The organism is Pseudomonas soli, assembly GCF_900110655.1.
GTDB classification, from domain to species: domain Bacteria; phylum Pseudomonadota; class Gammaproteobacteria; order Pseudomonadales; family Pseudomonadaceae; genus Aquipseudomonas; species Aquipseudomonas soli.
Genome location: NZ_FOEQ01000007.1, coordinates 220,156 through 232,402 on the forward strand (window position 1 = coordinate 220,156; position 12,247 = coordinate 232,402).

Below are 12,247 nucleotides of genomic sequence, written 5' to 3' on the forward strand. Positions count from 1 at the left end.
AATATTGAGTGTTGCGAAAAATTAAACCCGCGAATTATACGCGGGTTCCAGGGGATTGCCTAACCTGCAGCGTGCGTTCAGTCGGCTTCGTCGATCCAGGCCGCCTGGATGGCCTCGAGAACCTTCTCACCGCAACGCGACGGATCGTCATCGAATTCAGGCAGCGCCATCACCCAGGCGCGCAGATCGACGAAATTCACGTAATGAGGATCGACCTCAGGCTTGCTTTCCGCAAGCTGGATGGCGATCTCAAGTACATCAACCCATTTCAGACTCATGTACAAAACCTCAGTGCGGCGCTTCTGCGGCGTGGTTGAGCGAGTATTTGGGGATCTCGATGGTGAGGTCCTCTTCGCCGACGACCACCTGGCAACCCAGGCGCGACTGCGCCTCCAGGCCCCAGGCCTTGTCCAGCATGTCTTCCTCCAGCTCATCGGCCTCCTCAAGGGAGTCGAAGCCCTTGCGGATGATGCAATGGCAGGTGGTGCAGGCCTTGACGCCACCGCAGGCGCTTTCCATCTCGATGTGATGGTCGTGGGCCAGCTCCAGGATATTGGTCCCGGACGGCACTTCCACGGTCAGCCCTTCGGGGCAGAACTTCTCATGCGGCAGGAATGTCACCAGCGGCATCGATTACTCCTCGATCTCATTCAGGTTGCGCCCGGCCAGTGCGGCTTTGACCGTCGAATCAAGGCGACGGGCGGCAAATGCATCGGTCACCTGCGACAGACGCTTGGTCTGTTGCTCGATGGCGGCGCCATCGGTGCCGCTCAGCAAATCACGTAGTTCCTGCATCTGGAATTCGATCGCTTCGCGCTCGTCACTGCTGAGCAGGCGTTCGCCATCGGCGTCCAGGGCGCCCTGCACCGCTTCGAGCAGGCGCTCGGCGTCGACCTGGTGCTCGCGCAACTGGCGCGCGTGCTTGTCGGAGCCGGCATGCTCGAACGAATCCTTGAGCATGCGGGCGATCTCGCCGTCGGTCAGGCCATAGGATGGCTTGACCTGGATGCTCGATTCCACGCCCGAGCCCAGCTCGCGGGCCGCGACGCTGAGCAGGCCGTCGGCGTCGACCTGGAAGGTCACGCGGATCTTCGCCGCACCGGCCACCATCGCCGGGATGCCGCGCAGCTCGAAGCGTGCCAGCGAGCGGCAATCGCTGATCAGCTCGCGCTCACCCTGCAGGACGTGGATCATCATGGCCGACTGGCCATCCTTGTAAGTGGTGAACTCCTGGGCGCGGGCCACCGGGATGGTGGTGTTGCGCGGGATCACCTTCTCCATCAGCCCGCCCATGGTCTCGAGGCCGAGCGACAGTGGAATGACGTCCAGCAGCAACAGCTCGCCACCTTCGCGACGATTGCCGGCCAGGGTGTCGGCCTGGATCGCGGCTCCGATGGCCACCACCTGGTCGGGGTCGATCGAGGTCAGCGGGGTACGGCCAAACAGTGCGCCGACCGCCTCGCGCACGCGTGGCACTCGGGTCGAACCGCCGACCATGACCACCGCGCCGACTTCTTCGAGCTCGACGCCGCTGTCACGCACGGCACGACGGCAGGCCTTGAGGCTGCGGGCGACCAATGGCTCGATCATGGCGTCGAAAGCCGCCCGGCTCAGCTCGCCCTGCCAGGCGCCGTGGCTGACACCGACCACGTCGGCGTCGGTCAGGGCTTCCTTGGCTGCGCAGGCAGCCTGCAGCAGCTGGCGCTGAGTGGCTGGGTCGAGGTCGGAGGACAGCCCCGCCTGCTCGATGATCCAGCCAGCGATGGCGTGGTCGAAGTCATCGCCGCCCAGGGCGGTATCGCCACCGGTGGCCAGCACCTCGAAGACACCGCCGGTCAGGCGCAGGATGGAAATATCGAAGGTACCGCCGCCCAGGTCGTAGATCGCCACCAGGCCTTCAGCATTCTGGTCCAGGCCATAGGCCACGGCCGCCGCGGTAGGCTCGTTGAGCAGGCGCAGGACGTTGAGGCCGGCCAGTTTGGCGGCATCCTTGGTTGCCTGGCGCTGGGCATCGTCGAAGTATGCCGGCACGGTGATCACCGCACCCACCAGTTCGCCGCCGAGGGTTTGCTCGGCGCGATGGCGCAGTACCTTGAGAATATCGGCCGACACTTCCACCGGGCTCTTCGGGCCCTGGACGGTGTCGATGAACGGCATGTGCGACTCGCCACCGACGAAGCGGTACGGCAGTTGCTCGCCCAATTGTTTGACGTCGGCCAGGCCGCGCCCCATCAGGCGCTTGACCGACAGGATGGTGTTCAGCGGGTCGCTGGAGGCGGCATCACGGGCAGCCTGGCCTACTTCGCTGCGGCCTTCGAGATAACGCACGGCCGAGGGCAGGATCACCTGGCCCTGGTCATCGGGCAGCGGCTCGCTGCGCCCGCTGCGCACGGCGGCGACGAGAGAGTTGGTGGTGCCCAGGTCGATGCCCACCGCCAGGCGGCGCTGGTGCGGTTGAGGGCTCTGACCGGGTTCGGCGATCTGCAGTAGGGCCATGCTTATCTGAGTACCTTAGGCGTCATCACGGGTGACGCCGGGGTTAATCGTCGAGGCGCTCTTCGAGTTGGCGCACTTCTTGGGCGAGCTTGTCGAGGAACTGCATGCGGCGCATCAGGCGCTCGGCCTTGTCGCGCTGGGCTGCATCGTCCCAACAGTCGGCGAAGTCATTGTTCAGTGCGTCCTGGGCACCCTTGAGGCGCTTCTTGAACACACCGACACCGTCAAGGTCGGCTTCGTCCTGCAACTCTTCGAGCTCTTCGCGCCACTGCATCTGCTGCAGCAGGAAGTCCGGGTCATGCACCGTGACTTCCTGGGGCACTTCGTGGCCACCGATGGCCAGCAGGTAACGGGCGCGACGCGGCGCGCTGCGCAAGGTCTGGTAGGCGTCGTTCAGCGCCGCGGACTTTTCCAGGGCGACACGCTGCTCACGCTCGGAAGCGTCGGCGAAGCGGTCGGGGTGGACCTCACGGGCCAACTCGCGATAGCGAACGGCCAGTTTGTCGAGGTCCAGGCGGAAAGCCGGTTGCAGGTCGAACAGGGCGAAATGGCAAAGAGTACCCACGGCCAGCCTCAAACGTTGAAGCTTTCGCCGCAGCCACACTCACCGCGCACGTTGGGGTTGTTGAACTTGAAACCTTCGTTCAACCCTTCCTTGACGAAGTCCAGCTCGGTGCCGTCGAGGTACACCAGGCTTTTCGGGTCGATGATGACCTTCACGCCGTGGTTCTCGAACACCTGGTCTTCGGCGGCGAGCTCGTCGACGAACTCCAGCACGTAGGCCAGGCCCGAGCAGCCGGTGGTGCGCACGCCCAGGCGAATGCCCTCACCCTTGCCGCGCCCGTCGAGGGAGCGGCGAATGTGGTTGGCGGCGGCTTCTGTCATGCTGATAGCCATCGGAACTCCTTACCTCGCAGTCGACTCAGACCAAGCCTTTCTTCTGCTTGTAGTCGCGAACAGCGGCCTTGATGGCATCTTCGGCGAGCACGGAGCAGTGGATCTTGACCGGCGGCAATGCCAGCTCTTCAGCCAGCTGGGTGTTCTTGATGGTCTCGGCCTCGTCCAGGGTCTTGCCCTTCATCCACTCGGTGGCGAGGGAGCTGGAGGCGATGGCCGAACCGCAACCGTAGGTCTTGAACTTGGCGTCTTCGATGACGCCCTGCTCGTTGACCTTGATCTGCAGGCGCATCACGTCACCGCAGGCCGGGGCGCCGACCATGCCGGTACCGACATCCGGATCGTCGGCGTTCATCTTGCCGACGTTGCGCGGGTTTTCGTAGTGGTCGATGACCTTTTCACTGTATGCCATGGTGCAATTCCTTCCTCATCAGGGAGCCGCTCTTGCCGGCGACTGCTTAGTGGGCGGCCCACTCGATCTTGGAGATGTCGACGCCGTCTTTGTACATATCCCAAAGGGGCGACAGCTCACGCAGTTTGTTGACGGCTTCGCAGACTTTCTGCGCGGCGTAGTCGACTTCTTCCTCGGTGGTGAAGCGACCGAAGGAGAAGCGGATCGAGCTGTGCGCCAGCTCGTCGTTGCGGCCCAGGGCGCGCAGGACGTAGGACGGCTCGAGCGAAGCGGAGGTGCAGGCCGAACCGGACGAAACAGCGATGTCCTTGAGCGACATCAGCAGCGACTCGCCTTCGACGTAGTTGAAGCTCAGGTTCAGGTTGTGCGGCACGCGCTGGGTCTGGCTGCCGTTCACGTACAGCTCTTCGAGGTCCGAGACCTGCTTGAAGAAGCGGTCGCTCAGGGCCTTGATGCGCACGTTTTCAGCGGCCATTTCCTGCTTGGCGATGGCGAAGGCTTCGCCCATGCCGACGATCTGGTGGGTCGGCAGGGTGCCCGAACGCATGCCGCGCTCATGCCCACCACCGTGGATGATGGCTTCCAGGCGCACACGCGGCTTGCGGCTGACGTACAGCGCGCCGATGCCTTTCGGGCCGTAGACCTTGTGCGCCGAGAACGACATCAGGTCGACTTTCAGCTTTTGCACGTCGATCTCGACCTTGCCGGCCGACTGTGCAGCGTCGACGTGGAACAGCACGCCGCGCGAACGGGTCAGTTCACCGATGGCGGCGATGTCGTTGATCGAGCCGACTTCGTTGTTCACGTGCATCAGCGAGACCAGGATGGTGTCGTCGCGCAGGACAGCTTCGACCATCGCCGGGGTGACGATGCCGTCTTCACCTGGCTCGAGGTAGGTAACCTCGAAACCTTCGCGCTCGAGCTGGCGAGCGGTATCCAGGACCGCCTTGTGCTCGATCTTGGAGGTGATGATGTGCTTGCCCTTGGTCTGATAGAAGTGCGCCACGCCTTTGAGGGCGAGGTTGTCGGACTCGGTGGCACCGCTGGTCCAGACGATCTCGCGCGGGTCGGCGTTGATCAGCTCGGCGACCTGGCGGCGGCCGTTCTCGACTGCTTCCTCAGCCTTCCAGCCGAACACGTGGGAGCGCGAGGCCGGGTTACCGAAGTTCCCGTCAACCAGCAGGCACTCGGCCATCTTCTGGGCGACACGGGGATCGACCGGCGTGGTCGCGGAGTAATCGAGGTAGATCGGCAACTTCATTGAGTATCTCCTATCAGGCGGTGGCGTCGCTCGTCGCTGAATTTTCAGTCGACGGCGGACGTCTCAATCTTGTCCAGCTGGGCGGTTCGGCCCGCGACGCGGCGCAGGTCCTGGCGCTGGGCGACTTCCTGCACCTCACGGCGCATGACGAGGTCGGCCAGGCTGATGCCACTGAGGAATTCATGGATCTGCTGGCTCAGGTCACACCACAGGTGGTGAGTCAGGCAGGTATCACCGGCGTGGCAATCCCCCAGGCCCTGGCAACGGGTGGCATCGACCGATTCGTTGACCGCGTCGATGACCTGGGCCACCTGGATGGTTTCCATGCCTCGCGACAGCTGGTAGCCGCCGCCTGGGCCGCGAACGCTGGATACCAGGCTGCTGCGGCGCAGCTTGGCGAACAGCTGTTCCAGATAAGAGAGGGAAATGCCCTGGCGCTCGGAAATATCGGCCAAAGACACCGGCCCCTGCTGCGCGTGCAACGCCAGGTCAAGCATGGCGGTCACGGCGTATCGGCCTTTGGTAGTCAGTCGCATGGCGTATGGGTACCACGGGAGTTACAGGATGTGTGCGAGTATGCGATTCCCGAGCATTTAAGTCAACTATAAGACCTAGTGCTTTAGTCGGGTATGCATGCGGGAGGCGGCCGCGAGTGTAGCAGACAAGGGGCGCAAGCACACGCCCCTTGTATCGGGCCGGCGCAATCAATGCGACCGAGTGTCGCCCTGCTTCAGCTCGACGCAGGCTTCGGCGAAGTCGTCGTCGGGCAGCGCCGGCAGCTCCTTGGCGCAGTAGTCACTGCCCATCCGGGTCAACGCGCCACACATGCCCTCCAGGCGCTCGTCGACGGCCTGCAGATGGTCGAGCATCTGGCCGATGGCGCGCGCCACCGGGTCCGGCATGTCGCCACTGACGCCATAGGCGTCGAAGCCGATCTTCTCGGCCATGGCCTTGCGCTTGGCCTCGACGGCGTCATCCTCGGTCTTGACGATGATCCGTCCCGGGATGCCCACCGCCGTGGCGCCGGCGGGCACCGCCTTGGTGACCACGGCGTTGGAGCCGATCTTGGCCCCGGCACCAACGGTGAACGGGCCCAGGACCTTGGCCCCGGCACCGACCACGACGCCGTTTTCCAGGGTCGGGTGGCGCTTGCCCTTGTTCCAGCTGGTGCCGCCAAGGGTGACACCCTGGTAGAGGGTCACGTCGTCGCCGATCTCGGCGGTTTCGCCAATGACGATGCCCATGCCGTGGTCGATGAAGAAGCGCCGGCCGATGGTCGCACCCGGGTGGATCTCGATGCCGGTCAGCCAGCGGCCGAAGTTCGACACCAGGCGCGCCAGCCATTTGAAATCGCGCTTCCACAGGGCATTGCCCAGGCGGTGCAGCCAGATGGCGTGCATGCCCGGGTAGCAGGTCAGCACCTCGAAGGCATTGCGCGCCGCCGGGTCACGATGGAAAACACTTTGAATATCTTCACGCAGACGCTCGAACATCGTTCAGTCCTTCCGTTTATGCGGCTCGCCCCGGACGACTTTCTGGGTCTCGGTGAGGATGCCGCGCAAAATGCTCATTTCCGTACGCTCGACCGAGCTGCGCCCATACAGCCGGCGCATGCGCGGCATCAGGTGCTTGGGCTTGGCAGGGTCGAGGAAGCCGATGTCCACCAGGGTCTTTTCCAGGTGGTCATAGAACAGCTCCATTTCGTCCATGGTCGCCAACTCATTGGCGTCCGCCTTCTCGACCTTTGGCGCCGTGTCCTGCACCGCCAACGAGGCCATGCGCACCTCGTAGGCGAGCACCTGGACTGCGGCGGCCAGATTCAGCGAGCTGAAGTCGGGATTGGAGGGAATGTGCACGTGGAAGTGACATCGCTGCAGTTCTTCGTTGGTCAGGCCGGCGTGCTCGCGACCGAACACCAGAGCGATTTCCTCGCCGGCCAGGGCGTGCTCCACCGCCTTGGTGCCGCACTCACGGGGGCCGATCAGCGGCCAGGGGATGCTGCGCTCGCGGGCGCTGGTGCCCATGACCAGGCTGCAGCCGACCAGTGCCTGCTCGAGGGTGTCGACCACCTGGGCGCCGGCCAGCACATCGTCGGCACCCGAGGCGCGCGCCGAGGCATCGGCGGCCGGGAATTCTTTCGGCTGCACCAGCACCAGGCGCGACAAGCCCATGTTCTTCATGGCACGCGCAGCGCCGCCGATGTTGCCGGGGTGGCTGGTATTGACCAGGACAACACGAATATTTTGCAGCAAGGTGTCGTGCTCTCGGATGCAGAAAAAGGAGGGTTCGATCTTACAGAACCGACCAGCGTAACGCCATGAAAGCAAATGTGACACTTCTGTCGTCAAAGATTTCTGCTAGAATGGCCGGCTTTCCTCTTTAACATCTCCAGGTGACCTTCCCATGCAGCCTATGCTGAATATCGCCCTGCGCGCCGCTCGCAGCGCCAGTGAACTGATTTTCCGCTCCATCGAACGCCTGGACAGCATCAAAGTCGACGAAAAGCAGGCCAAGGACTACGTGTCCGAGGTTGATCGCGCCGCCGAGAAGGTCATCGTCGAGGCCCTGCGCAAGGCCTACCCGAACCACTCCATCCAGGGCGAAGAAACTGGCCTGCACGCCGGCACCGGCGAAGAAGGCAAGGACTACCTGTGGATCATCGATCCGCTAGACGGCACCACCAACTTCCTGCGTGGCGTGCCGCACTTCGCTGTCAGCATCGCCTGCAAATACCGTGGCCGCCTCGAGCACGCCGTGATCGTCGACCCGGTTCGCCAGGAAGAATTCACTGCCAGCCGCGGCCGTGGCGCCCAGATCAATGGCCGTCGACTGCGCGTCAGCTCGCGCACCAGCCTGGAAGGCGCCCTGCTGGGTACCGGCTTCCCGTTCCGTGACAACCAGATGGCCGACCTGGACAACTACCTGGGCATGTTCCGCGCCCTGACCGGCCAGACCGCCGGCATCCGCCGCGCCGGCTCCGCCAGCCTGGACCTGGCCTACGTGGCTGCCGGCCGCTTCGACGCCTTCTGGGAGTCGGGCCTGTCCGAGTGGGACATGGCCGCAGGCGTGCTGCTGATCCAGGAAGCGGGCGGCCTGGTCAGCGACTTCAACGGTGGCCACGAATTCCTCGAAAAAGGCCACATCGTCGCGGGCAACATCAAGTGCTTCAAGGCCGTGCTGACTGCCATCCAGCCGCACCTGCCGGAACACATGAAGCGCTAAGCGCCGACAGCGAGCACAAAAAAAGCACCTCTCGAGGTGCTTTTTTCGTTTTGGCACTGACGCAGCTTCACTGCCCCGGCTGATTCTGACTCAGGATCAGCTTGCCGTTCTTGTCCAGCGGGATGGTCGAGCCCGGCTCGTGATCCATCTTCACCTTGCCGACCTGATCACCAATGGAATAGGTCACGTTGTAGCCCACGACCTTGTCACTGATGTCATTGACCGTGTTGCACCGGGTTTGCGTGGTGGTGTAGGTGTCACGCTCCTGCATGCCCTCCTGCACCTTGTTGCCAGCATAGCCACCACCGACCGCGCCGGCCACGGTGGCAATCTTCTTGCCGGTACCGCCGCCGATCTGGTTACCCAGCAGGCCACCGGCGAGCGCACCGACCACCGTACCGGCGATCTGGTGCTGATCCTTGACCGGCGCCTGACGCGTCACGGTAACATCCTTGCAGACCTCGCGCGGCGTCTTCACCTGCTGCTTGATCGGCTGCACGTCGGTGACCTGGGCGTACTCAGGCCCTTTGTTCACCAAGCTGTAGGTCGCCACAGCACCTCCGGCAGTCACACCGACAGCACCCAGAACCGCACCCACCAGCATTGATTTGTTCACGTGAACCTCCTGATCGTACCTGCGGGGATATGGCCCGCCTTCTCCTTGCCTTGGAGCAAAAAAAAAGGCGCGAGTTCAACACTCGCGCCTTTCTTTACGCCAGGCGGCGCAGGGCCAAGCCTTACGGGCGTTCGTCCACACCCTCGTTCTTGACTGGCGGAATCAGGTCTTCACTGCTCAGGTTCAGCCAGATCAGCACCACGTTGGCGATGTAGATCGACGAGTAGGTACCCGCCATGACGCCGATGAACAGCGCCAGGGAGAAGCCGAACAGGTTGTCGCCGCCGAAGAACAGCAGCGCGGCGATGGCCAGCAAGGTCGACACCGAGGTGGCGACGGTCCGCAGCAGGGTCTGGGTGGTCGAGATGTTGATGTTCTCGATCAGCGAGGCCTTGCGCAGCACACGGAAGTTCTCGCGCACCCGGTCGAACACGACGATGGTGTCGTTGAGCGAGTAGCCGATGATCGCCAGCACCGCCGCCAGCACCGTCAGGTCAAAGGTGATCTGGAAGAACGACAGGATACCCAGGGTTACCACCACGTCGTGGATCAGCGAAATGATCGCGCCCACAGCGAACTTCCACTGGAAGCGGAACGCCAGGTAGATGAGGATGCCGCCCAGGGCCAGAAGCATGCCGAGGCCGCCCTGGTCACGCAGCTCTTCACCCACCTGCGGGCCGACGAACTCGACGCGCTTGACCGTGGCCGGGTTGTCGCCGCCGATCTTCTGCAGCGCCTCGGCCACGCGGTTGCCCAGTTGCGGGTCATCGCCCGGCATGCGCACCAGCAGGTCGGTGGTGGCGCCGAAGCTCTGCACCACGGCATCGTGGAAGCCAGAGCCGACCAGTTCGGTACGCACCTTCTCCAGGTCCGCCGGGCGCTCATAGGTGAGCTCGATCAGCGTGCCGCCAGTGAAGTCCAGGCCGAAGTTCAGGCCCTTGTGCCACCAGCTGAACAGCGCCAGCACGGTAAGGAGCACGGTAATGGCGAACGCGACATTGCGCACGCCCATGAAGTTGATGGTTTTCATCGCAGCTCCCTCAAACCCACAGCTTCTTGATGTCACGCCCGCCGCAGGTCAGGTTGACCAGTGCGCGGGTCACCATGACGGCGGTGAACATCGAGGTGAAAATCCCGAGGGACATGGTGACCGCGAAGCCCTTGACCGGGCCGGTACCCATGGCGAACAGGATGCCGCCGACCAGCAAGGTGGTCAGGTTGGCGTCGACGATCGCCGAGTAGGCCCGGTTGAAGCCTTCGTGGATGGCGCGCTGCACCGACATGCCGGCGGCGATCTCTTCACGGATACGCGAGAAGATCAGCACGTTGGCGTCCACCGCCATACCCATGGTCAGCACGATACCCGCGATGCCCGGCAGGGTCAGGGTGGCGCCCAGCAGCGACATCAACGCCAGCAGCAGGACCATGTTGCCCGCGAGGGCAATGGTCGCCAGCACGCCGAAGGCACGATAGATGGCGATGATGAACAGCGACACGAAGAGCATGCCCCACAGCGAGGCGTCGATACCCTTGGTGATGTTGTCGGCGCCCAGGCTCGGGCCAATGGTACGTTCTTCGGCGAAGTACATCGGCGCGGCCAGACCACCGGCACGCAGCAGCAGGGCCAGTTCGGACGACTCGCCCTGGCCGTTCAGGCCGGTGATGCGGAACTGGCTGCCCAGCGGCGACTGGATGGTCGCCAGGCTGATGATTTTCTTCTCTTCCTGGAAGGTCTGCACCGCGACTTCTTTCTCGACGCCGTCGACCACCTGCTTCTGGTAGCGGGTGACCGGCTTCTGCTCGATGAAGATCACCGCCATGCTGCGACCGACGTTGCTGCGCGTGGCGCGGCTCATCAGCTCGCCGCCATGGCCGTCGAGGCGAATGTTCACCTGCGGGCGACCGTGCTCGTCGAAGCTGGCCTGGGCGTCGGTGACCTGGTCACCGGTGATGATCAGGCCGCGCTCGACCGGAGCGGAGCGGCCGCCTTCGCGGAACTCGAACACCTCGGTGGTGGCCTTGGACGCGCCTGGCTCGGCACCGAAGCGGAACTCCAGGTTGGCGGTCTTGCCGAGGATACGCTTGGCTTCGGCAGTGTCCTGCACGCCCGGCAGCTCGACCACGATGCGGTTGGCGCCCTGGCGCTGCACCAGCGGCTCGGCCACGCCCAGCTCGTTCACACGGTTGCGAACGGTGGTCAGGTTCTGCTTGATGGAGTATTCGCGGATCTCGGCGATCTTGGCCTGGGTCAGTGCCAGGCGCAGCACGGCGAGCTCGTTGCGCTCGGTGGTGGTCAGGTCGAAATCACTGAAATTCTTGCGGATCAGGCTGCGCGCCTGTTCGCGGGTGGCATCGTCGGCGAAGCCCAGCATGATCCCGCCGTCCTGCTGCGGCAGGCTGCGGTAGCGGACGCGCTCTTTGCGCAGCAAGGTCTTGACCTCGCCTTCGTAGACTTTCATGCGCGCGGTCATGGCCTTGTCCATGTCCACTTCCAGCAGGAAGTGCACACCACCGGACAGGTCCAGGCCGAGCTTCATCGGGCTGGCACCCAGGTTGCGCAGCCACTGCGGAGTGGTCTGGGCCAGGTTCAGGGCCACGACATAGTCGTCACCGAGGGCCTTGCGCGCCACATCCTTGGCCGGCAGCTGGTCTTCCTGGTTGGTCAGGCGCACCAGCGCACTGCCCTTCTCGCCCAGGTTGCCGCCTTTGACGGTGATGCCGGCATCGGTCAGCGCCTTGGTGACGCGATCGAGATCGGCCTGGCTGACATGCAGGGCGGAACTGGCGCCGCTGATCTGCACCGCCGGATCATCCGGATAGAGGTTGGGTGCGGAATAAATGAAGCCGACCGCCAGTACAGCCACGATCAGCAGGTATTTCCACAGAGGGTATTTGTTCAGCATCACGCCGCCCGTTCAAGACGCGGGGCGCTTTGCGCGCCCCGACTGGAAAAATGAAACCGGTAACTCAGATAGCCTTGAGCGTACCTTTTGGCAGGGTCGCGGCAATGGCGCCCTTCTGGAACTTCAGCTCGACATTGTCGGACACTTCCAAGACCACGAAGTCATCGGCAACCTTGACGATCTTGCCGGCGATGCCGCCGTTGGTGACAACTTCGTCACCTTTTTGCAAGTTGCTCAGCAGGTTCTTCTGCTCTTTGGCACGCTTGGCCTGCGGGCGCCAGATCATCAGGTAGAAGATGACCAGGAAGCCGACCAGGAAGATCCACTCGAAGCCGGTACCGGCTGGGCCGGCGGCGGGTGCTGCTGCGTCCGCGTAGGCGGCGGGGATAAAGAAGCTCATTGGGCTCTCCTAATGGAATTTTCTAATAATGATTGCGAAC

Annotated in this window: 15 protein-coding genes; 1 reads left to right on the forward strand and 14 read right to left on the reverse strand. The window is 63.5% G+C overall.

The window, feature by feature from the left end:
- Positions 1-77: 77 nt before the first annotated feature.
- The 10 genes from iscX to trmJ all read right to left on the reverse strand — a co-directional run bounded on the left by iscX (position 78) and on the right by trmJ (position 7,318).
- Complete coding sequence (gene iscX, locus BMY03_RS16935) at positions 78-278, reverse strand: Fe-S cluster assembly protein IscX (protein WP_023630071.1); 201 nt, start codon at positions 276-278, stop codon at positions 78-80.
- Positions 279-288: 10 nt separating this feature from the next.
- Positions 289-630 carry an ISC system 2Fe-2S type ferredoxin gene (fdx, locus tag BMY03_RS16940; RefSeq protein WP_094011725.1) on the reverse strand — a complete coding sequence of 114 codons (342 nt, stop codon included), beginning with the start codon at positions 628-630 and terminating at the stop codon, positions 289-291.
- A gap of 3 nt (positions 631-633) precedes the next feature.
- The gene (hscA, locus tag BMY03_RS16945; RefSeq protein ID WP_038706771.1) at positions 634-2,496 is read right to left on the reverse strand and encodes a Fe-S protein assembly chaperone HscA; all 1,863 of its coding nucleotides are present in this window, start codon (positions 2,494-2,496) and stop codon (positions 634-636) included.
- 43 nt (positions 2,497-2,539) lie between these two features.
- The gene (gene hscB / locus BMY03_RS16950) at positions 2,540-3,061 is read right to left on the reverse strand and encodes a co-chaperone HscB (RefSeq protein ID WP_031315121.1); all 522 of its coding nucleotides are present in this window, start codon (positions 3,059-3,061) and stop codon (positions 2,540-2,542) included.
- 8 nt (positions 3,062-3,069) lie between these two features.
- Positions 3,070-3,393: an iron-sulfur cluster assembly protein IscA gene (gene iscA / locus BMY03_RS16955; protein WP_023630636.1), complete on the reverse strand. Its 324-nt coding sequence runs from the start codon at positions 3,391-3,393 to the stop codon at positions 3,070-3,072.
- Between the two features lie 25 nt (positions 3,394-3,418).
- Positions 3,419-3,805 (reverse strand): Fe-S cluster assembly scaffold IscU, encoded by a 387-nt coding sequence (gene iscU, locus BMY03_RS16960; RefSeq protein WP_023630637.1) that lies wholly within the window; start codon positions 3,803-3,805, stop codon positions 3,419-3,421.
- 46 nt (positions 3,806-3,851) lie between these two features.
- A complete protein-coding gene (locus tag BMY03_RS16965) occupies positions 3,852-5,066 on the reverse strand; it encodes an IscS subfamily cysteine desulfurase (protein ID WP_023630638.1) in 1,215 nt (404 codons plus the stop codon).
- 44 nt (positions 5,067-5,110) lie between these two features.
- Entirely contained in the window at positions 5,111-5,602 is a 492-nt protein-coding gene (gene iscR / locus BMY03_RS16970; RefSeq protein WP_023630639.1) for a Fe-S cluster assembly transcriptional regulator IscR, read from the reverse strand.
- 168 nt (positions 5,603-5,770) lie between these two features.
- Positions 5,771-6,559: a serine O-acetyltransferase gene (gene cysE / locus BMY03_RS16975; RefSeq protein WP_023630640.1), complete on the reverse strand. Its 789-nt coding sequence runs from the start codon at positions 6,557-6,559 to the stop codon at positions 5,771-5,773.
- Positions 6,560-6,562: 3 nt separating this feature from the next.
- Positions 6,563-7,318, reverse strand: coding sequence for a tRNA (cytosine(32)/uridine(32)-2'-O)-methyltransferase TrmJ (gene trmJ / locus BMY03_RS16980; protein WP_094011726.1), 756 nt, complete (start codon positions 7,316-7,318; stop codon positions 6,563-6,565).
- A gap of 151 nt (positions 7,319-7,469) precedes the next feature.
- Here trmJ and suhB point away from each other — a divergent pair, with 151 nt between their 5' ends.
- The gene (gene suhB / locus BMY03_RS16985) at positions 7,470-8,288 is read left to right on the forward strand and encodes a type III secretion system regulator SuhB (protein WP_038706773.1); all 819 of its coding nucleotides are present in this window, start codon (positions 7,470-7,472) and stop codon (positions 8,286-8,288) included.
- A 67-nt stretch (positions 8,289-8,355) separates the two neighbouring features.
- Here the strand turns inward: suhB and BMY03_RS16990 are convergent, their stop codons facing one another.
- The 4 genes from BMY03_RS16990 to yajC all read right to left on the reverse strand — a co-directional run bounded on the left by BMY03_RS16990 (position 8,356) and on the right by yajC (position 12,207).
- A complete protein-coding gene (locus BMY03_RS16990) occupies positions 8,356-8,904 on the reverse strand; it encodes a glycine zipper 2TM domain-containing protein (RefSeq protein WP_023629277.1) in 549 nt (182 codons plus the stop codon).
- Between the two features lie 121 nt (positions 8,905-9,025).
- Complete coding sequence (secF, locus tag BMY03_RS16995; protein WP_023629278.1) at positions 9,026-9,934, reverse strand: protein translocase subunit SecF; 909 nt, start codon at positions 9,932-9,934, stop codon at positions 9,026-9,028.
- A gap of 10 nt (positions 9,935-9,944) precedes the next feature.
- Positions 9,945-11,807, reverse strand: coding sequence for a protein translocase subunit SecD (secD, locus tag BMY03_RS17000; RefSeq protein ID WP_038706774.1), 1,863 nt, complete (start codon positions 11,805-11,807; stop codon positions 9,945-9,947).
- A 64-nt stretch (positions 11,808-11,871) separates the two neighbouring features.
- Positions 11,872-12,207, reverse strand: coding sequence for a preprotein translocase subunit YajC (gene yajC / locus BMY03_RS17005; RefSeq protein ID WP_023629280.1), 336 nt, complete (start codon positions 12,205-12,207; stop codon positions 11,872-11,874).
- Between the last annotated feature and the right edge of the window lie 40 nt (positions 12,208-12,247).